16 protein-coding genes are annotated in these 19543 nt (G+C 70.5%); 5 read left to right on the top strand and 11 right to left on the bottom strand.

The window, feature by feature from the left end:
* Positions 1 to 90 precede the first annotated feature (90 nt).
* The 5 genes from R9X44_RS02085 to eno form a co-directional block, all read right to left on the bottom strand.
* Positions 91 to 885 carry a uracil-DNA glycosylase gene (locus R9X44_RS02085; RefSeq protein WP_319812781.1) on the bottom strand — a complete coding sequence of 265 codons (795 nt, stop codon included), beginning with the start codon at positions 883 to 885 and terminating at the stop codon, positions 91 to 93.
* A complete protein-coding gene (locus tag R9X44_RS02080) occupies positions 882 to 1799 on the bottom strand; it encodes a Ppx/GppA phosphatase family protein (protein WP_319812195.1) in 918 nt (305 codons plus the stop codon). The genes R9X44_RS02085 and R9X44_RS02080 overlap by 4 nt, the downstream gene beginning before the upstream one ends.
* A 31-nt stretch (positions 1800 to 1830) precedes the next feature.
* The gene (locus R9X44_RS02075) at positions 1831 to 2346 is read right to left on the bottom strand and encodes a DUF501 domain-containing protein (protein WP_319812194.1); all 516 of its coding nucleotides are present in this window, start codon (positions 2344 to 2346) and stop codon (positions 1831 to 1833) included.
* A 29-nt stretch (positions 2347 to 2375) separates the two neighbouring features.
* Positions 2376 to 2711 carry a septum formation initiator family protein gene (locus tag R9X44_RS02070; protein ID WP_319812193.1) on the bottom strand — a complete coding sequence of 112 codons (336 nt, stop codon included), beginning with the start codon at positions 2709 to 2711 and terminating at the stop codon, positions 2376 to 2378.
* An 87-nt stretch (positions 2712 to 2798) separates the two neighbouring features.
* On the bottom strand, positions 2799 to 4082 hold the full coding sequence (gene eno, locus R9X44_RS02065) for a phosphopyruvate hydratase (RefSeq protein WP_319812192.1): 1284 nt from the start codon (positions 4080 to 4082) through the stop codon (positions 2799 to 2801).
* Between the two features lie 232 nt (positions 4083 to 4314).
* Here eno and R9X44_RS02060 point away from each other — a divergent pair, with 232 nt between their 5' ends.
* The 4 genes from R9X44_RS02060 to R9X44_RS02045 all read left to right on the top strand — a co-directional run bounded on the left by R9X44_RS02060 (position 4315) and on the right by R9X44_RS02045 (position 7549).
* The gene (locus tag R9X44_RS02060) at positions 4315 to 5385 is read left to right on the top strand and encodes an ABC transporter substrate-binding protein (protein ID WP_319812191.1); all 1071 of its coding nucleotides are present in this window, start codon (positions 4315 to 4317) and stop codon (positions 5383 to 5385) included.
* Complete coding sequence (locus R9X44_RS02055) at positions 5382 to 6182, top strand: ABC transporter ATP-binding protein (RefSeq protein WP_319812190.1); 801 nt, start codon at positions 5382 to 5384, stop codon at positions 6180 to 6182. The genes R9X44_RS02060 and R9X44_RS02055 overlap by 4 nt, the downstream gene beginning before the upstream one ends.
* Positions 6172 to 7056 carry an ABC transporter permease gene (locus R9X44_RS02050; RefSeq protein WP_319812189.1) on the top strand — a complete coding sequence of 295 codons (885 nt, stop codon included), beginning with the start codon at positions 6172 to 6174 and terminating at the stop codon, positions 7054 to 7056. Before R9X44_RS02055 ends, R9X44_RS02050 begins: the two co-directional genes overlap by 11 nt.
* A gap of 82 nt (positions 7057 to 7138) precedes the next feature.
* Positions 7139 to 7549, top strand: coding sequence for an Rrf2 family transcriptional regulator (locus R9X44_RS02045; RefSeq protein ID WP_319812188.1), 411 nt, complete (start codon positions 7139 to 7141; stop codon positions 7547 to 7549).
* Positions 7550 to 7975: 426 nt separating this feature from the next.
* On the opposite strand, the gene R9X44_RS02040 is transcribed toward R9X44_RS02045, so the two are convergent.
* The 6 genes from R9X44_RS02040 to mfd form a co-directional block, all read right to left on the bottom strand.
* Positions 7976 to 10369 carry a tetratricopeptide repeat protein gene (locus R9X44_RS02040; RefSeq protein ID WP_319812187.1) on the bottom strand — a complete coding sequence of 798 codons (2394 nt, stop codon included), beginning with the start codon at positions 10367 to 10369 and terminating at the stop codon, positions 7976 to 7978.
* A 46-nt stretch (positions 10370 to 10415) separates the two neighbouring features.
* The gene (locus R9X44_RS02035; RefSeq protein WP_319812186.1) at positions 10416 to 10715 is read right to left on the bottom strand and encodes a hypothetical protein; all 300 of its coding nucleotides are present in this window, start codon (positions 10713 to 10715) and stop codon (positions 10416 to 10418) included.
* Between the two features lie 223 nt (positions 10716 to 10938).
* Positions 10939 to 13320: a transglycosylase domain-containing protein gene (locus tag R9X44_RS02030; protein ID WP_319812185.1), complete on the bottom strand. Its 2382-nt coding sequence runs from the start codon at positions 13318 to 13320 to the stop codon at positions 10939 to 10941.
* A 67-nt stretch (positions 13321 to 13387) separates the two neighbouring features.
* Positions 13388 to 14290 (bottom strand): MazG family protein, encoded by a 903-nt coding sequence (locus tag R9X44_RS02025; protein ID WP_319812184.1) that lies wholly within the window; start codon positions 14288 to 14290, stop codon positions 13388 to 13390.
* Positions 14287 to 14901 (bottom strand): hypothetical protein, encoded by a 615-nt coding sequence (locus R9X44_RS02020; protein ID WP_319812183.1) that lies wholly within the window; start codon positions 14899 to 14901, stop codon positions 14287 to 14289. The genes R9X44_RS02025 and R9X44_RS02020 overlap by 4 nt, the downstream gene beginning before the upstream one ends.
* Before the next feature lie 9 nt (positions 14902 to 14910).
* On the bottom strand, positions 14911 to 18405 hold the full coding sequence (gene mfd, locus R9X44_RS02015; RefSeq protein WP_319812780.1) for a transcription-repair coupling factor: 3495 nt from the start codon (positions 18403 to 18405) through the stop codon (positions 14911 to 14913).
* A 170-nt stretch (positions 18406 to 18575) separates the two neighbouring features.
* Here mfd and R9X44_RS02010 point away from each other — a divergent pair, with 170 nt between their 5' ends.
* On the top strand, positions 18576 to 19379 hold the full coding sequence (locus tag R9X44_RS02010; RefSeq protein ID WP_319812182.1) for a class I SAM-dependent methyltransferase: 804 nt from the start codon (positions 18576 to 18578) through the stop codon (positions 19377 to 19379).
* Positions 19380 to 19543 lie beyond the last annotated feature (164 nt).

The raw sequence follows: 19543 nt of genomic DNA, 5'->3' as shown, positions 1-19543 counted from the left end.
CCTCATGGGGAAGGGACAGGGCCCGACGGGGGCGTTCAGCGGACACCGCTGAGCCCGGTCCTGTCCCACTCCCCGAACCCCTGGTCACGCCTACAGCCCGGCGAGGGCCCTGGCCCGCGTGAACACCGAGTCGAGCATCTCCTCGGTGACCCGGCCGGTGAAGGTGTTCTGCTGCGAGGGGTGGTAGCAGCCGAGCACTGTGACTTCGCCCACGTTCGCCGCGACGCCGTGTCCGAAACGCGGCCTCGGCCTCGGGACGGGCAGCCCTGCCGCGGCGAGCGACGGCCACAGGCCCTGCCAGGCGAACCCGCCGAGCACCACGATCACCTTCGGGCGCGTCAGCTCGAGCTCGCGCACCACCCACGGACGGCATGTGTCGCGTTCGACCGGAAGCGGCTTGTTGTCCGGGGGCGCGCACAGGACCGTCGCGACGACGCGGGTGTGGATGAGGCGCAGGCCGTCGCCCGCGTGGACGCTGGTCTCCTGGTTGGCGAGGCCGCAGCGGTGCAGGGACGCGAAGAGCCAGTCTCCCGAGCGGTCGCCGGTGAAGATCCGGCCGGTCCGGTTGCCGCCGTGCGCGGCCGGCGCGAGGCCGACCAGCAGGATCGGCGCGTCGGCCGCGCCCCACGACGGGACCGGGCGGCCCCAGTACGTCTGGTCGCGGAAGGACTTACGGCGCTCGACGGCCACCCGCTCACGCCACTCGACGAGGCGGGGGCAGGCACGGCACACCGACTGCCGGGCGGCGAGCGCCGCGTGGTCGTCGGCTTCGGCGGCCAGCGTGACGACGTCGGCGGCGGTCGCGGCCACGGGCGTCGCGGGGGTCGCGGGGTCTTCCGGCCAGCCTGTGCCGGGCGGGACGAACGGGGGGTTCACGCCGGTCAGGCGAGGCTCCAGGCGATGCCGTCGAGGATGTCGTGCTCGCTGACGACCGCCGCGCCGAAGTTGTACTCCCGCATGATCCGGTCGAGGATCAGCGCGCCCGCGCCGATCACGTCGACCCTTCCGGGGTGCATGACGCCGATCGCGGCGCGCTCGTCGTGGGTCATCTTCAGCAGGCGGCGGGTGATGTCGTGGACCTGCGCGGCGGTGATCCGCGACAGGTGGATGCGCTCGGAGTCGTAAGCCTCGAGGCCCAGGTTGATCGCCGAGACCGTGGTCACCGAGCCGGCGAGGCCGACCAGCGTGCGCGCCTCGGCCACCGGGACGCGCTCGCGCACGGCCGCGAGCTGGGCGTCGATGTCGGCGACCGCGCCGACGATCTGCTCGGGCGAGGGCGGGTTCGCGCCCTTGAAGTGCCGCTCGGTCATCCGGACGCAGCCGATGTCCACCGACATCGCGGCCCGGACGTCGCCTGAGCCGACGACGAACTCGGTGGAACCGCCGCCGATGTCCACCACGAGGTAGGGGCGCAGCGGGCGCAGCACCGCGAGATCGCGGGTCGCGCCGGTGAAGGACAGCTGGGCCTCCTCCTCGCCGGAAACGACCTCGGGCTCGACGCCGAAGATCTCCTTCACCCCGGCGACGAACTCCGCGCGATTGCGCGCGTCACGGGTGGCGCTGGTCGCCACGACCCGGACGCGCTCGGCCCCGTGCCGCTCGATCAGCTCGGCGTAACCCCGCATCTCCTTGAAGGTGCGCGCCAACGCCTCGGGCGCGAGCTCGCCCGTCCGGTCGACGCCCTGGCCGAGACGCACGATGCGCATCTCGCGTTCGACGTCCTTCAACTCAGCGCCGACGTCGGCGATGAGGAGCCGGACCGAGTTCGTCCCGCAGTCGATCGCGGCAACCCGCGTCATGTCCCGCCCTCCCACGGCCCTGACCGCCCTTTTAGGGCCGTTCGCCGTCCATCATGACATCGACGCACGGACCCGAGCGCCACCATTGGGGGAGTTCGTCCAGTGCCTCCCGGCCGAACGGGTTCGTTCCGGGGGCGGCGAGCTCGTGCCCGACCAGGGCGTGCAGGCACTTGACGCGCTCGGGCATGCCGCCCGCGGTCTGCATCCCCTCGGGCAGCTTCGGCATCCCCGCGGATTCAGCGGCCTTGTCGCGGCGCGCCTTGTAGTCCTCGTGCGCGGCGGCGTACCTGGCGGCCAGTTCCGGGTCCTCGGCGAGCCGTTCCTGCATCCGGCGCATGTCCCCGCGCTCCTCCAGCCTGCCGATGGCCGAGGCGGCCTTGGGACAGGTCAGGTAGTACAGCGTCGGGAACGGGGACCCGTCCTCGAGGTAGGGCGCGGTCTCGATCACGTCCGGCAGGCCGCACGGGCACCGGTGCGCGACCTCGGCCGCGCCGCGGATCTCCCGGCCGAGCTGCGCCTGGACTGCGGCGACGTCACGCTCTTCCACTTGTTACGGGCCTTCCTGCGGTCGGGGGTTCAGGGGCGCTCGTCGGCGGCCTCCACCGACCCCCACAGCGTCTCGTACCAGGGCGGCTTCCTGCGCTGCTCCTGCTTCGTCCCACCGTACTGCGACGCGCCGCCCTGCCCGTCCAGGACGACGAAGCACTGCTCGCCGGGGTCGCAGTAGTGCAGCCGCCTGCGCGCCTCGCCCTTGATGTAATCCGGGTCGCCGAGACGCGACTTCTTGGAGGTGAGGTCCTCGACCTCCTGCCGCGCGGCCGCCTCACGGCGCTGGAGCTGCGAGATCTGGCTGCGCTGCGCGATGTACTCGCGGACGGGGTAGGCGAGGCTGAGCGCGATCGCGCAGAGCACGACAGCGAGGATCGCCGCGCGCGAGGTCAGGTGCGAGCGGCCCCCCGCGCTCTCGCGGGGGGCTCGCGCACCGCTCCTCGGGCTGATCTAGCCCTCCCAGGCGAACCGGGGGAAGGCCGCCGCGCCGGCGTAGCGGGCGGCGTCGTCGAGGATCTCCTCGATGCGCAGAAGCTGGTTGTACTTGGCGACGCGGTCGCTGCGGGCGGGCGCGCCGGTCTTGATCTGGCCGCAGTTCGTGGCGACGGCGAGATCGGCGATCGTGGTGTCCTCGGTCTCGCCGGACCGGTGGCTCATCATGCACTTGAAGCCGTTGGTCTGGGCGAGGGTGACCGCGTCGAGGGTCTCGGTGAGGGAGCCGATCTGGTTGACCTTCACCAGCAGCGCGTTGGCGGTGCCGGTGTTGACGCCGCGGGCCAGCCGCTCGGGGTTGGTGACGAAGAGGTCGTCGCCGACGAGCTGGACCTTGGCCCCGATCGCGTCGGTGAGGGACTTCCAGCCGTCCCAGTCGTTCTCATCCAGCGGGTCCTCGATGGAGACCAGGGGGTAGTCCGCGACGAGGGAGGCGTAGTAGGCGGCCATCTCGTCGGCCGACTTGGCCGCGGACTCGAAGGTGTAGGCGCCGTCGGAGTGGAACTCGGTGGCGGCGACGTCGAGCGCGAGGGCGATGTCACGGCCGGGGGTCAGGCCCGCCTTGTCGATCGCGACGAGGATGAGGTCGAGCGCCTCGCGGTTGGAGGGCAGGTCGGGGGCGAAGCCGCCCTCGTCGCCGAGGCCGGTGTTCAGGCCCTTGCCCTTCAGCACCGCCTTGAGCGCGTGGTAGACCTCGACGCCCCAGCGCAGCCCCTCGGAGAACGTGCCAGCGCCCAGCGGGGCGATCATGAACTCCTGGATGTCGACGTTGGTGTCGGCGTGCGCGCCGCCGTTCAGGATGTTCATCATCGGCACCGGAAGCACGTGCGCGTTCGGGCCGCCGACGTAGCGGAACAGCGGCAGCTCGGCGGAGTCCGCGGCGGCCTTGGCGACCGCGAGGCTGACGCCGAGGATGGCGTTCGCGCCGAGCTTGGCCTTGTTGGGGGTGCCGTCCAGGTCGATCATGACCTGGTCGATGATGCGCTGGTCGTCGGCGTCGTATCCGACGATCTCCTTGCCGATCGTGTCGTTCACGGCGGCGACGGCCTGCCGGACGCCCTTGCCGAGGTACCGGTCGCCGCCGTCGCGCAGCTCCACCGCCTCGAACTGGCCGGTCGACGCGCCGGACGGGACCGCCGCCTGCGCCTGGGTGCCGTCTTCGAGCAGGATCTCGACCTCGACGGTGGGGTTGCCGCGGGAGTCGAGGATCTCCCGGGCGTGTACGGCCTCGATCGCGGACACGTGGCACTCCTTGTTCAGCTCACGGGGGTTGCCCCCAGAGCCTATCGAAGCCGCCCGCGCCGTCCGCGCGAGGCTCGCCGCCGGGGCGTCGGCGGCCGTTACCCATCCGTGCCCACTATTCCTACCGACCAGGTTGACTTGATGGGCTCGCCCTGGTCTACTTTTCGCATCAAACCAGTCGGAAATATCAAAGCCGACAGCACGACTCATCCCCCCTTAGACAGTCGGAAAGATGGAGTGGAGCGCGATGAAGCTCAGCAGGAGAAAAGCCCTCGCGGCGACCGCGGCACTGGTGATCGGCCTTCCGGTGCTCGCGGCATGCGGCGACGACTCCGGCTCCGGTGACGGCGGCGACAAGGTCACCGTCAACCTGGGCTTCTTCCCCAACATCACGCACGCCACCGCGCTCGTGGGCCTGGAGAAGGGCATCTTCGCCGAGAAGCTCGGCTCCGACGTCACGCTGTCCCCCAAGGCGTTCAACGCCGGCCCCGAGGCCATCGAGGCGCTGTTCGCCGAGGGCCTCGACGCCACCTTCATCGGCCCGAACCCGGCGATCAACGCCTGGGCGCAGTCCAAGGGCCAGGCCATCAAGATCGTCGCGGGTGCGGCGTCGGGCGGCGTCTCGCTCGTCGTGAACCCCGACAAGGTCAAGAGCCTCGACGACCTCAAGGGCAAGAAGATCGCCACCCCGCAGCTGGGCAACACCCAGGACGTGGCGATCCGCTCCTGGGCCAAGGAGCGCGGCTGGACCGCCAACCAGGACGGCACCGGCGACCTGTCGGTCGTCCCGCAGCCCAACGCCCAGACGATCGACACCTTCAAGCAGGGCACGATCGACGGCGCCTGGGTGCCCGAGCCCTTCGCCTCCCGCCTGATCCTCGAGAGCGGCGCGAAGAAGCTCCTTGACGAGAAGGACCTGTGGCCCGACGGCAAGTTCGTCATCACCCACCTGATCGTCCGCCAGGAGTTCGCGAAGGAGCACCCGGACCTCGTCAAGAAGCTGGTCGAGGCGACCGTCGCGTCGGGCGACTTCATCGCGTCGAACACCGACGAGGCCAAGACCGCGGCCAACGCCCAGCTGGAGAAGCTGACCGGCAAGCCGCTGGCGCAGGAGATCGTGGACGCCTCCTTCAAGGAGATCGACTTCACGAACGACCCCATCGCCAGCTCGCTGCTCACCGGCGCGAAGAACGCCGAGGCGATCGGCCTGCTCGACCCCGTCGACCTGAACGGGATCTACGACCTGGGCTACCTCAACGAGATCCTGAAGGCCGCCGGTAAGCCGGAGGTTTCCGCGCAATGACCCAGGCCCCCGAGGCCGCCGAGAGCCGGACCGCCGCCGCGGTCCGGCTCGCCGGTGTGTCCAAAGCATTCGGTTCCGGGAGCAGCGCGCTGCTCGCGCTCGACAACGTCTCCCTCGACGTCGCGCCCGGCGAGTTCGTCTGCCTGCTCGGCGCGTCCGGCTGCGGCAAGTCGACCCTGCTCAACCTCATCTCCGACCTCGACAAGGTCAGCTCAGGGACGATCGACGTCGGCAACGCCCGCGTCGCGCTGATGTTCCAGGAGCCCGCCCTGTTCCCGTGGCTCACCGTCGCGGGCAACCTCGAGCTCGCGCTGCGCCAGCGCGGACTGCCCCGCAAGGAACGCGGGCCGCGCGCGTCGGAGCTGCTGGCGTCGGTGCACCTCAAGGGCTTCGAGAAGAAGCGGCCGCACCAGCTCTCCGGCGGCATGCGCCAGCGCGTCGCGCTGGCCCGCGCGCTCGCCCTCACCGAGTCCTACCAGGGCCGCCGCTCCACGCTGCTGCTCATGGACGAGCCCTTCGGCGCGCTCGACGCGATGACCCGCGACCTGCTCCACGACGAGCTCGAGCGGATCTGGCGCGAGCGGAACCTCACCGTGCTGTTCGTCACGCACAACGTCCGCGAGGCGGTGCGGCTCGGCGACCGCGTCGTCCTGCTGTCCAGCCGTCCCGGGCGGGTCATCCAGGAGTTCCCCGTCGAGTTCGAACGGCCGCGCCGCATCGACTCCCCCGAGGTCTCCGCCCTCGCCGCCGAGATCACCGACCGGCTCAAGGAGGAGGTCAGCCGCCATGGTTCTTGAGCAGAAGAGCGAAGGCGTGCCCGACGCCGGCGTCAACCGCGAACTCGCCGGCCTCGACGCGCTCGAACTGACGACGGGCGCCAAGCAGAGCTTCCTGTCCCGGCTCTGGTCGGCGCTGTGGCCGATCGCCAGCGCCGTCCTGATCTCGCTCGTCGCCTGGCAGGTCGTCGTGTGGTCCGGCTGGCGTCCGCCGTGGGTGCTGCCCGGCCCCGGCGACGTGCTCCCGGTGTTCTGGGAGACGCTGAACGAGCCGAAGACCTGGGACGCGATCGCGCTGACCATGCGGCGCGCGCTCATCGGGTTCGCCCTCGCCGTCCTCATCGGCGGCGTGATCGGCGCGCTGGTCTCGCAGTCGTGGGTGCTGCGGCGGGCGTTCGGCTCGCTGATCACCGGGCTGCAGACGATGCCGTCGATCGCGTGGTTCCCGCTCGCGATCCTGCTGTTCAAGCTCAGCGAGGGCGCGATCCTGTTCGTGGTCATCCTGGGCGCGGCCCCGTCGATCGCGAACGGGCTGATCGCCGGCGTCGACTACACGCCGCCGATCCTGCTGCGCGCGGGCAAGGTCATGGGCCTCAAGGGGTTCGCCCGGTACCGGCACCTGATCATCCCGGCGTCGCTGCCGTCGTTCGTCGCGGGCCTCAAGCAGGGCTGGGCGTTCGCCTGGCGCAGCCTGATGGCGGGCGAGCTGCTGGTGATCATCGGCAAGCAGTCCGTGGGCACGCTGCTGACCTTCAGCCGTGACCTGAACCAGACGGCGACGATGATCTCGATCATGTTCCTGATCCTGATCATCGGCATCGTGGTCGACCAGCTCTTCGGGCTGGCGGACCGCTCCCTCCGCACCCGCTGGGGCATGGACGACAAGAACAGATAAGCCGTAAAGGTGCCGCATCGTCATGGTGCGGCCCTTTTCGGCACCTTTACCCAACTAAAAGAGTCGAAATAATCGGGGAGCTGTGCAGATCACCGCCCGAGTCGAGTACGCGCTCCGCGCCCTGCTGGCCCTTGCCTCCGCCGAGCCCGCCCCCCTCACCGCGGCAGCCCTGTCCGAGTCGCACGCCCTGCCGCTGACGTTCCTGCAGGCGATCCTCGGCGACCTCAGGCGCGCCGACCTCGTCCTGAACCAGCGCCTCCCGGACCCCGGCTACCGCCTGTCCCGGCCCGCCGCGACCATCACCGTCGGCCAGGTCCTGCGCGCCATAGACGGCAAACCGGCCGGCCGCCGCGCCGACCCCCCCACCTCGGGCCCCGCCCAAGACGTGGTCCGCACCCTCGACCTCCTCTGGGAAGCCGCCGACACAGCCCTCCTAAGCGTCATCGACTCAGTAACCCTCGCCGACCTCCGAGACGGCCACCTCCCCACCTAACCCCAACCCCCAACCCCCAAACCCCAACCTCCGGCCCTACTCGCCTAACGGCTCGCAGGGCCTCCGGGCGGATACCCCTCCGGGGCCCGGGCGCGAAACTCCCCCTCCGGGGGTGCCCCGCTGGCCCGAAGGTGCCCCTCCGGGGACGTGCCCCGCTGGGCGCGGGAGTCCCCGGACGCGGAAGTGCCCTCTGGGGGTGCCCCGCTGGGCGCGGACGTGCCCTCCGGGCGCGAGAGTCCCCCTCCGGGGCCCCGGGCGCGAAAGCGCCCTCCGGGGTGGCCCGCTAGGCGCGGAAGGGCCCTGCGGGTCCGCCCGAGGCTGCCGCACGGGGCGGCGGGCCTGGGGGACGTGCTGGGGCCGGCCGGGAAACACATCCCGGACCGCAGGTCGCCGCGCGCGTACCCGATCGCCTTTCCCGATCAAGCCTCAGCCGTCCGACGGGGGTACTCTCACCCAGTCCGGAACACTCTGGCCGGTCAGAGAACGAAACACACGACTGACTTCGGCAGGGTCCTCATGATGGCAGCGACGCAGAAGGTCAACGACCACACCAAGGATGCCTTGAGCGTATTCAGGTAGCTCCTGCGCAGCCACGAACGCTTCCACCAATGGCGTGGTCGCTTCACCGAACCGAGCATCCTGCATGAGCACATAGACCTTAACGGCAAGGCTCTTCCCGTAGTCGGGTAGGTAAGCGTCCCGGTTGAGATCGACCAACTCACGACGCAGACTGACCGCTTCTTCACACACCCGGACAGCCTCCACACGACGTCCCGTCGCCGCCAACAGGGCGGCGTGGTTGTTCAACGAGCCTGCAAGGTTGGGCAGGTAAGCGTCCCGGTTAAGAGCAACCAACTTACGGTAGAGGCTGACGGCTTCTTCAGACACCGGGACAGCCTCCACACGACGTCCCGTCTCCGCCAACAGGGCGGCGTGGTTGTTCAACGAGCCTGCAAGGTCGGGTAGGTAAGCGTCCTGGTTAAGAGCAACCAACTCACGACGCAGGCTGACCGCTTCTTCAGACACCCGGACAGCCTCCACACGACGTCCCGTCTCCGCCAACCGGGCGGCGTAGTTGTTCAACGAGGTCGCCAGGTTGGGCAGGTGGGCGTCCCGGTTGAGCGTGGCCAGGTGACGGTAGGTGGTGTGGGCTTGGTGGCTGTGGTGGAGGGCTTGTTGGTGGTTGCCGATGTTGGAGAGGCGGATGGCGTGGGTGTTGTGCCAGTAGGCGTGGGTGGCGGGGTCGGTGGTGGTGGTGAGGTGGTGGTGGGTGAGGCGGGTGGTGATGGCGGCGTGGCCGGGGTCGAGGTCGATGTGTCGGCGGGGTAGGAGTTGTTGGATCGTGGTGAGGAGGTCGGGGTTGATGTCGGGGAGGTGGGCCAGGGTGGTGAGTGCCGCGCCGTTGAGGGTGAGGGCGAGGTGGGGGTGGGTGGTGAGGGCTTGGTTGAGGAGGTGTTGGAGGTGGGGCCAGCGTTCGGCGGCGTTGATGAGGGTGGTGAGGGTGCGGTTTGTCCACGGTGGCGGCTGGGCGGAATCGCCGGACTTGGTGGGGGTGAGGAGGTGGGGGCGAGAAGCCTCGTCCGGGGGGCCGTCGGGGTCGGTGATCAGGGCCTGGAGGGCCCAAGGGTCGCCGACGACGCTGTCGTGGTCGTTGGTCGGGTCCTTGCCGGAGGGGAGGGTGAGGGCGATGAGGTCTTCGCCGAGCCGGTCGGGGTAGAGGGGTTCGAACCGCTGGAGGTCGGTGCGGGGGTAGCACAGGTGGTGGTCGTCGAGCAGGAGCGTGGTGTGGGCCGGGCCGGTGCTGAGACCGGCACGGCTCAGTGCGTCGCCGCAGTGGCTCAAGGGGAGGGGACCGGTGAGCGTCGCGGTGAACACCAGGCGTTTCATCACCGTCGGCGTGGTGCGTGGGGCGGTGTGCTCGCGGGGATCGGCGGTGGTGAGGAGTTTGCGCCAGTGGTCCTGTTCACGGTCGAGGAGGTAGCTGGAGATCGCCGTCGGAGTGGTCGGCGGTCGTTGACCGGACAGGTGGGCATGAGCCGCGGCGAGCGCCGCCATGTGCACGGCCAGGACCTGCTCGAACCGGGCGTCGCTGTCCAACCCGGCCGGGGGTTCGGCCTCGGGAACGGGCAGGTCGGGCGCGAGGATCTGATGGAACGCCGCGTGCGCGTCCCGGAACAGGTCACGTCGGTCGATCTCCAGGCCCAACGGCTGAAGCCTCCGGGCACCGGTCGGGACGCGAGCGTTGCCGAGCGAACCCGCCAGGGACGACCACCACTCACCCGCCGGCCTGGCCACCAGCAGGACACGGGTCCGAGCCGACTGATGCAGGAACCCGTCGCGCAGCAGGTCGTCCAGCAGGACACGTGGCCAGCGCTCGGCATAGTCGACCACCACGAGCCGACCTTCCCGAGCACCACGGGTGGTGAGCGGCTGGGCGGCGGAGACCGGTCGCGGCGGAGCGTCCACCATGGTGTGGGCCTGCCACACACCCCACCCGGCCGCCTGCGCCTCGCGGGCCAGCTTCGTGGTCAGGCGGGTCTTGCCCTGGCCCCCCGGACCATGCAACAGCAGGACCGACAGACGATCATCGCCGCCCAACCACGTGCCCAACGCTTCGAGGTCAGCATCCCGTCCGACAAAACCGACGGTTTCGAAGCGGGTGTTCAGCAGATGACTCGGCGACGCCAAATTCCGCGGAATCCGCTCGGGCCGGGAGTCCAATTCCTCAAGCCGGAACCCCGGATCGGCACCGGCATGGGCGTTCATGATCAGGTCGCCCTCGACCCTGACGTCAGTGGCCTCCTGCCGGATCGCAGGCACCCCGTCGGATCTCCTGCCGAAAGGCCGGAGGCCCTTGAACCAAGAATCAGCCATTCTGGTTGAGGTCGCCGGTCACCTGATTGTCAGAAGCATCCTGCACAGCATTCCCACGAGCGGTCTGCGTGAGGGACCCGCCCACCACATTCCCCTTGGCCGTCTGCCGAGTCCCCGTACCCGCTGCGGCGGTGACCGGCAACCACCACTGCACGATGACCCCGACAACGATCAACGCGAACCCCGACACCCACCACACGACCGCACGATGATCGGTGATCATCCCCGTCGCGAGATTCACCAGGGCTGCGACAGCGACCGTCCCGACCGCACCCGCAGCTCTCTGCGCCACCGGACCCACCTGCCGCCCCTTTCCGACAGACCACCGCGAATCCCCGAGAAGTTCCAGTATCCCCACCCCGGCCCCCAGCCGTCAGCAGATCACCCACTACAGCCCGGCAACTCACCACCCATCCGCCATCGGTTAACCCAAACCTCTCATTCCACCCGCGACTAATCCGGAGGCGGGGTGCTCGGAGGTCCTGTTTGCCGTTAGGCGAGTGGGGGCGGGGGGGTTAGTTGGGGGTTTGCCAAGGGAGGGTGTCGGACCAGGGGTCGTTGTTGGGGTCGGTGGGGGGGTCGGGGAAGGTGGGGAGGGCGTGGGGGTCTTTGCCCTTGGAGATGGTGAGGATGACGGTGAGGGAGGTGGAGCCGGGGTCGATGGGGGTGCCGGGGGGTGGGGTGGTGGCCATGATCTGGCCCTCTTTGTACTTGTCGCTGTATTCGTGGGAGCCGACTTTGAAGTCGATGCCTATGGCGGAGAGGCGGCTGATGGCGGCGTTGAGGGAGATGCCGCGGAGGTCGGGCATTTTGACGGTGTCTTCGCCGGAGCCCTTGCGGAAGAACATGGAGGGGGGACGGGTGAAGCGGCCCGCCTCGACGCCGCGTAGGGCTTCGGACATGGTGTCGCGCCAGATGGGGCCGGGGATCGAGGCGCCGTAGACGGGGCCGCCGCAGTGGGTGGGGAGGCAGATGTTGGTCATCGGGTACTTGTAGCCGCCGCGCGGGTCGCCCACCCAGACCGCGGAAGCCAGCTGGGGGGTGTAACCCGCGAACCAGGCCGCCGAGTAGTTGTCGACCGTGCCGGTTTTTCCTGCGGCCGGGCGGCCGATCGCGAGGCCGCGGGCCGTGCCCTTGGTGAGGACGCCGGACAGGACGTGGTTGACGGCGTCGGCGACGCCCTTGTCGATGACCTGCTCGCAGTTCGCCTTGGGGACGGGGATGCTCTTGCCGTCCGAGCGGGTGATGCGCTTGATGGCGATCGGCTCGCAGTACTTGCCGCGCGCGCCGAAGGCGGCGTAGGCGGCGGCGACGCGGAGCGGGGAGACGTCGTTGAAGCCGAGGGTGAAGGACGCGTACTCCTGGAGGGGCTTGCCGTCGGCGCGGCGGATGCCGAGCTTCTTGGCCATCTTCACCGTGTCGCACAGGCCGACGCGTTTTTCCAGCAGCAGGAAGAAGGTGTTCACCGAGTGCCAGGAGCCGGTGAGCAGGCTGAAGCTCTTGCCGCCCTCGCCGTCGGAGGAGTTGGTGAGGACCTTGGTGTCGCTGACGTCCTTGCCCTTGCAGTCCTTGAAGCCGGTGGGGGCGTAGCCGCGCGGCGCGGTGATCCGCTCGCCGATCGCCATGCCCTCGTCGAACGCGGCGGCGAGGGTGAACGCCTTGAACGTCGACCCGGCGGCCATGCCGATGCTTGTGCCGTGGTCGGCGTCGGCGGCGAAGTTGATCCAGGTCTTGCCGCGCTCCTCGTTCGGGCCGAGCTCGCGGCCGACGTCCATGCCCTTGATCTCGCCGGTGCCGGGCTGGATCAGCACCTGGGCGGCGGCCTTGCCCGCGTCGTTCTTGGCCGGGACGTGGCGCAGCAGGGCCTTGTGGGCGGCGTTCTGGGTCTTCCAGTCGAGCGTGGTGCGGATCGTCAGGCCGCCCATCCACAGCAGCCGCTCGCGCTGCTCGGGGGTCTTGCCGAAGATCTTGTTGGTGAGGATCTCGCGCTGGACGTAGTCGCAGAAGAACGCGGCCTTGCTCTCGGTGCAGCCGTTCTTGGTCTCGGTGAGCTTCAGCTTGAGCGGCTTGTTCTTCTCCGACGCCGCCGTCGCGGCGTCGATCACGCCGAGCTCGGCCATCCGGTCGAGGACGGTGTCGCGGCGGTTGACCGCGCCCTCGGGGTTGAGCCGCAGGTTGTACTGGTTGCCGTTCTTGAGCGCCCCGGCGAGCGTGGCGGCCTGCCCGAGCGTCAGCTTGGACGCGGGCACCGAGAAGTACCGCCGGGCGGCGGCCTCGATGCCGTGCGCGCCATCGCCGAAATAGGCGACGTTGAGGTATTTCTCCAGGATCTCGTCCTTGGAGAACCGCTCCTCGACGGCGATCGCGTACCGCAGCTCGCGGATCTTGCGGCCCGGGGTGGTCTCGACGGCCTCCTTGCGCTGCTCGTCGTTCTCGGCGTTCACGTACAGCAGGTTCTTCACGTACTGCTGGGTGATGCCGGAGCCGCCCTGCGGGGCCGAGCCGCCCGCGCCGTCGAGGTTGGCGGCCAGGGCGCGCAGGGTGCCCTTGAGGTCGAGCGCGCCGTGCTCGTAGAAGCGGGCGTCCTCGATCGCCACAACCGCCTTGGCGACGACCGGGGCGACCTTCGCCAGCGGCACGTCCACCCGGTTCTGCCGGAAGAACGTGGCGATGAGGGAGCCGTCGGCGGCGAGGATGGTGGAGCGCTGCGGGGTCGTCAGGTCGCCGAGGTCGACGGGCTCGGTGAGCAGCCACTCGGCCGAGTCGCGCGCGCCGACGCCCGCCACACAGGCGAGCGGCAGCACGAGCAGCGCGCTCAGCAGCCCCGCGAGCGCGCTGTAACCCGCCAGACGCCTTGCGGCACCGGCCTTCCCGCGCCCACGGGCGTCCGCGTCCATGGCGGACACCATAGACCGGACGTACGTCACAAAACCAGCAGCCCCCCGAGGCCAGACCATGTACCGGTCATCCCCGCGAGCGCGCTTCCCATGCCTCCACGAGCGACCGGAACTCGCCAGACCACGCCTTCAGCTCCGCCTCGGCCCGCCGCGCGGCCTCCGCGCGCTCCTGGAAGCCCGCGAACAACGCCTCGGGAACCCCTGCCTTGCGGGCCTTGCGGACGAGGTCGTCGGCCTCGCCGAGCGCGGGCATCGACCTGGGGACGCCGCCGAGCAGCGGACGGCCCGCCTTCTCGGCCTTCTTGATCTCGTCCCAGTTCGCGACGACCTCCTCGGCCCCCTCGACGCGCACGTCGGCGAAGACATGCGGGTGGCGGCGGACGAGCTTGTCGACGATCCCCGCGGCCACGTCGTCGATCGTGAAGCCTTCTTCGCGTTCGGCGGCGACGGCGGAGTGGAAGGCCACCTGGAACAGGACGTCGCCGAGTTCTTCGCGCAGCTCGTCGGGGTCGCCGGAGCCGATCGCGTCAACGAGCTCGTAGGTCTCCTCGATGAGGTACGGGACAAGGGACTCGTGCGTCTGCTGACGGTCCCACGGGCAGTCCCGGCGCAGCCGCCGCATCACCTCCACGACGTCGAGGAGCCGCGCGCCCGGCAGGTCGTAGGAGCCGTGCACGACCTCGACGTCCAGCGGATCGGCCACGACGAGTTCGCCGACGCGCGTCGCGAAGTCCGCGTCGCCGTCGGGGGCGGCGAGCCAGACGACGTCCTCGCGCCGGGCGAGCGCCACCACGGCACGCGCGTCGGGCTCGACTGCCTCGACCTCGACCCCCGCCGACCCCAGGTACGGGATCTGGGGGTGGTCGGCCGTGCCCGTCAGGACGCGGCCCTCGCGGGCCACCGCCCACGCCCGCCACGCCAGCAGGCCGGGCGCGACCCGGTGCGTCGTGGCGAGCAGGACGAGGCTCATCGGCCCGTGTCCGTCGCGGGTTCCGACAGGTGCTGGACCGAGGGGTAGAGCATGCCGAGCCGGACGCCGGAGGCGTAGGCGTCGCCGAAGCGCGGGTTCACCTTGATGCCCATGCCGCGCGCGGTGTCGGCGAACGCGTCGCCGACCTGGCGGACCGCGGCGTCCTCGTCGGGCGCGCCCTGCGACAGGCGGTCGGTGATGAGCAGGGTCCTGGCGAACTGGCGGCTGTGCGACGGGGCCACCCCGAAACGCATCGCGACCTGGTCGAACCGCGCGGTCTCGCCGCCGGTCAGCGCCGCGATGAACTGGTCGACCTGGGCGTCGCTGACGTCGATGCCGCGCTCGCGCGCGGTGCGGTCGGCGACGCGCATGCCGATGAGGCCGGCGAGGATGCTGCCCTGGAGGGAGTCGGCCTTCGGCAGCAGGAGGATGCTGCGGTCGAGGGGGTGTCTCGCGTAGAAGCTCTGCCATTCCTCGGTGGCCGAACCCAGGTCGTCCTGGCTGATACGCGGGGCGTCGGCGAAGGTCGCCGCCGCGCCCATCCGCACCTGGCCGCCGCAGGCCGTGGCGGACAGGACGAGGGCCACGACGGCGAGCGTCATTCTGATCACCCGGTTACCTTACTGACGGGTGATCTGTTCCAGGAAGAGCGCGTCCACGACGTCGGTCGCCCAGCGCAGCATGTCGCCGTCGCGCAGGGGGCGTCCGCCGATCGGGCTTGTCTTCGGGGTGGGGATGAGCAGGTGGCCCGGCTTCATGAGGCTCTTGGGGTACAGGCGCTGCATCCGCAGGAGCCGCGACTCGGGCAGCATGTCGCCCTCGTGGCCCGCGCGCGCGAACCGCACATGGTTGCCCTGCAGGACGATTTCGGTAAGGCCGGCGTCGCGGGCCTTCGCCCGGAACCTGGCGACTTCGAGCAGGTTGAGCACGGCGAGCGGGGGTGAGCCGAAGCGGTCCTTCAGCTCGGCGAGGACCTCGGGGATCTCCTCGGGCGACGTGATGCCCGCGATGCGGCGGTACGCCTCAAGACGCAGCCGTTCGCCGGGGACGTACTCGTGCGGGATGTGCGCGTCGACGGGGAGCTCGACCTTGGTCTCCTGCTGCGGCGCGGCCTCGACGCCGGTGTCCTTGAGCTCCCGGACCGCCTCCCCGACCATCCGGACATAGAGGTCGAACCCGACGCCCGCGACATGGCCCGACTGCTCCGCGCCGAGGATGTTGCCCGCGCCCCGGATCTCCAGGTCCTTCATCGCGACGAACATGCCCGCGCCGATCTCGGTGTGCTGGGCGATGGTCGCCAGCCGCTCGTGCGCGGTCTCGCTGAGCGGGGTCTCCGGCGGGTACAGGAAGTAGGCGTAAGCGCGCTCACGGCCTCGTCCTACGCGGCCGCGCAGCTGGTGCAGCTGGGACAGGCCGTAGGTGTCGGCCCTGTCTACGATGAGGGTGTTGGCGTTGGGGATGTCCAGGCCCGACTCGACAATGGTGGTGGCGACCAGGACGTCGTAGTTCTTCTCCCAGAAGTCGACCATCACCTTCTCCAGCTGCTGCTCGTTCATCTGGCCGTGCGCGGTCGCGACCCGCGCCTCGGGGACGAGCTCCTTCAGCGTCGCGGCGACCTTGTTGATCGACTTCACCCGGTTGTGCACGAAGAAGACCTGGCCCTCGCGCAGCAGCTCGCGCCGGATCGCCGCGCCGATCTGCTTGGTGTCATAGGGCCCGACGAACGTCAGGACCGGGTGGCGCTCCTCGGGCGGGGTGAGGATGGTGGACATCTCGCGGATGCCGGTGAGGCCCATCTCCAGCGTGCGCGGGATCGGGGTGGCCGACATGGCGAGCACGTCGACCTGGGTGCGCAGGCGCTTCAGCTCCTCCTTGTGCTCGACGCCGAACCGCTGCTCCTCGTCAATGATCACCAGGCCGAGGTTCTTGAACCTTGTCGACGGGCTGAGCAGCCGGTGCGTGCCGACCACGAGGTCGACGGTGCCGTCGGCGACGCCGCGCAGGGTCTCGGCGACCTCGGCGTCGGACTGGAAGCGCGAGATCGGCTTCACCACGACGGGGAAGGTGCTGAAACGCTCCGAGAACGTCGACAGGTGCTGCTGGACGAGCAGGGTGGTCGGGACAAGGACCGCGACCTGCTTGCCGTCCTGGACCGCCTTGAACGCCGCGCGGACCGCGATCTCGGTCTTGCCGTAGCCGACGTCGCCGCAGATGAGCCGGTCCATCGGGACCGACTTCTCCATGTCGCCCTTGACCTCGTCTATCGCGGCTAGCTGGTCGGGGGTCTCGGCGTAGGGGAAGGCGTCCTCGAGTTCGCGCTGCCAGACGGTGTCGGGGCCGAACGCGTGCCCGGGGCTCGCCATGCGCGCGGAGTACAGGCGGATCAGCTCGCCCGCGATCTGCTTGACCGCCTTCTTGGCCTTGGACTTGGCCTTCTGCCAGTCCGCGCCGCCCAGCCGGTGCAGCGACGGGGCCTCGCCGCCGACGTAGCGGGTCAGCTCCTCGAGCTGGTCGGTCGGGACGAACAGGCGGTCGCCCTTGGCGTACTCGAGGATCAGGTACTCGCGGGTCGCGCCCTGGACGGTCCGGGAGACCATCTCGACGTACCTGCCGACGCCGTGCTGCTCGTGCACGACGTAGTCGCCCGCCGACAGCTGGAGCGGGTCGATCCCGCCGCGCCGCCGCGACGGCATCCGCCGCATGTCCTTGGTCGAGGACTTCTGCCCGGAAAGGTCGGTCTCGGTGAGGACGACGAGTTTGACGCCCTCGCCGTCCCAGATGAAGCCGTGTTCGAGGCGGCCGGTCGTCACCCAGACCGTGCCCTCCACGCGGGTGCGCTGGGCGGGGATGCCCGCGTCCTTCAGGACCTCGGTGTAACGCTCGGCGGGGCCCGCGCCCTCGCTGGTCAGGACGACCTGCCAGCCCGCCTCGTGCCAGCCGCGCACGTCGGCGACGACCTTCTCGCGGTCGCCCCGGTAGGAGTCGGCGGCCTGCGCGCCGAGGACGACGTCGTCCTCGCCCGCCGCGAGGGGGCTCGTGCTCCACCACGGGACGTCGAGTTCGGCGGCGCGGTCCTGGACCTCCTCGAGGGTGCGGTAGGCGGCTCCGCCGAGGTCGATCGGAGCTTCGCCGCCCGCGGCCGCGTTCACCCAGGACGCCTCAAGGAACTCCTGGCTCGTGGAGACGAGGTCGGCGGCGCGGCCACGGATGCGCTCGGGGTCGCAGACCAGGACCCGGCTGCCCTTGGGCAGCAGGTCCACGAGGAGCTCCATGTCGCCCGCGAGGACCGGCGAGAACGCCTCCATGCCCTCGACGGCCTCGCCCTCGGCCATCCGGGTGAGGGTGTCGGCGAGCGCGGGGTGCTCGACCGCGAGGGCGGCGGCGCGTTCGCGTACCTCGGGCGTCAGCTGGAGCTCGCGGCAGGGCGGGGCCCACAGGCCGTCCTGGGCGATCTCCAGGGAGCGCTGGTCGGCGGCCTTGAAGTAGCGGATCTCCTCGACCTGGTCGCCCCAGAACTCGACGCGCAGCGGGTGCTGCTCGGAGGCGGGGAACACGTCGAGGATGCCGCCGCGCACGGCGATCTCGCCGCGCTTCTCCACGAGGTCGACGCGGTCGTAGCCGGCGGTGACGAGGCGGGTGACGACGTCGTCCATGTCGATCTCGTCGCCCTGGCGCAGGCGGACCGGCTCGAGGTCGCCCAGGCCCGCGACGATCGGCTGGAGGACCGCGCGGACCGGCGCGACGACGACGCGCAGCTTGCCCGACGCGGGGTCGGTGGGATCGGGGTGGGCCAGGCGGCGCAGGACCGCCAGGCGCTGGCCGACGGTGTCGCTGCGCGGCGACAGCTTCTCGTGCGGCAGCGTCTCCCACGACGGGAAGTGCGCGACGGACAGCGGGTCGAGCAGGCTCGTCAGCGCCGACGCGAGGTCCTCGGCCTCCCGGCCCGTCGCGGTGACGGCGAGGACCGCGGCCCCGTCGACCGCGGTGCGCGACAGCGCGGCGGCCAGCACCGGCCGCAGCGAGGGCGGGCCCACCAGGGGGCGGCGCGCGGACTCGAGCCCGGCGCGCAGCCGCGGATCGGTGAGCAGAAGATCAAGCAGAGGCGAGAGAGACATCATCGACCTTGGGGTAGGCGGGCAGCCCGAAGATCCCGAAGTCGGCGGTTGACTCCGGGCAGGTTCCAGGGTACGCGCCGAGCGCCCCCCAACCGGAGGCGAGGACACGTTTCCCGCGAGAAAGCCCGAATACCGGACGCCGCCCGTGACCATGGCTACGCTGCGGAAGCATGACCGAGCTATCTGTGAAGGCCAGCGTGGCGAACACGTCGGGCTCGGGCCCGACCTCCCAGGGGTCAGGAACACAGGCACTCCAGGGCGGCGATCGCCCCGGGCCGGCCCCCGAAGCCGACCTGTTCGCCGAGCGGGTCAGACTGCACGCGCTCGACAAGGGCCTGACGAAGATCCACGTGCTGGAGGCCGGATGCGGCAGGGGCCCCGGGCTCGCGCTGCCCGATGGGATCGCCAGGCACGTCACCGGCATCGACGTCGACGCGCCCGCGCTGCGGACCGGCACGATGGCGCGCGCCGACCTCGACGTCTACCACCTGGGCGACCTGCGCCGCGCGCCGCTGCCGCCGCGCTCGTTCGACGTGGTGCACGCCGACGCGCTGATCGAGCGGATCGCGCACGCCGAACTCGTCATGGACCGGATGGTCGCCGCGCTCAAGCCGGGCGGGCTGCTGCTGGTCCGCTTCATCGACCGCGACAGCGCCCAGGGCCTGCTCAGGCGCGCGCTGCCGCGCCGGGCCCTTGGCCTGCTGGGCGTCGCCGGGTCACGCGGCGAGACGCCTCGGGAGAGCCCGGCCGCGGTCTTCGAGCCGGTCAGCTCGTTGGCGGGGTTCCGCAGCTGGTGCCTGATGCGCGGCCTGGTGATCGCCGAGGCCCACGTCCACCGCGTCCCGGCCAGCACCCCGGCCCGCGTCCTGGCCCGCCTCATCGCGATCGCCACCCACGGCCGCTTCACCTCAGGCCACGCCGAACTCTCCCTCGTCATCCGCAAACCCGAAAACCGCTTCGCCCGAATAATCTGACCCCTTCTCTTCGCGCAGTCCCTTCGGGACTGCGCGAAGAGAAGCCACCCCGCCCTCACGAAAACGGCCGGCCGGCCGGGGGCCCGCTGACGCGCGGGGAGGAGCCGCCCCTGTGGGCGGTGGGGTGGGGGCCGCTAAGGCGGTGCGGCGGGCGGTTCCCTTGG

Origin of the sequence: Actinocorallia sp. A-T 12471 (assembly GCF_033875155.1) — a bacterium.
GTDB lineage: Bacteria > Actinomycetota > Actinomycetes > Streptosporangiales > Streptosporangiaceae > Actinocorallia.
The sequence above is the reverse complement of the archived record's forward strand: the minus strand, read 5'-3'. Positions and strand labels throughout refer to the sequence as shown.

Excerpts from the sequence above, each read along its gene's own strand:
- R9X44_RS02030 (WP_319812185.1), bottom strand. The coding sequence starts at position 13,320 with ATGGACGCGGACGCCCGTGGGCGCGGGAAGGCCGGTGCCGCAAGGCGT.
- R9X44_RS02025 (WP_319812184.1), bottom strand. The coding sequence starts at position 14,290 with ATGAGCCTCGTCCTGCTCGCCACGACGCACCGGGTCGCGCCCGGCCTG.
- R9X44_RS02050 (WP_319812189.1), top strand. The coding sequence starts at position 6,172 with ATGGTTCTTGAGCAGAAGAGCGAAGGCGTGCCCGACGCCGGCGTCAAC.
- R9X44_RS02055 (WP_319812190.1), top strand. The coding sequence starts at position 5,382 with ATGACCCAGGCCCCCGAGGCCGCCGAGAGCCGGACCGCCGCCGCGGTC.
- mfd (WP_319812780.1), bottom strand. The coding sequence starts at position 18,405 with ATGTCTCTCTCGCCTCTGCTTGATCTTCTGCTCACCGATCCGCGGCTG.
- R9X44_RS02010 (WP_319812182.1), top strand. The coding sequence starts at position 18,576 with ATGACCGAGCTATCTGTGAAGGCCAGCGTGGCGAACACGTCGGGCTCG.
- R9X44_RS02080 (WP_319812195.1), bottom strand. The coding sequence starts at position 1,799 with ATGACGCGGGTTGCCGCGATCGACTGCGGGACGAACTCGGTCCGGCTC.
- R9X44_RS02060 (WP_319812191.1), top strand. The coding sequence starts at position 4,315 with ATGGAGTGGAGCGCGATGAAGCTCAGCAGGAGAAAAGCCCTCGCGGCG.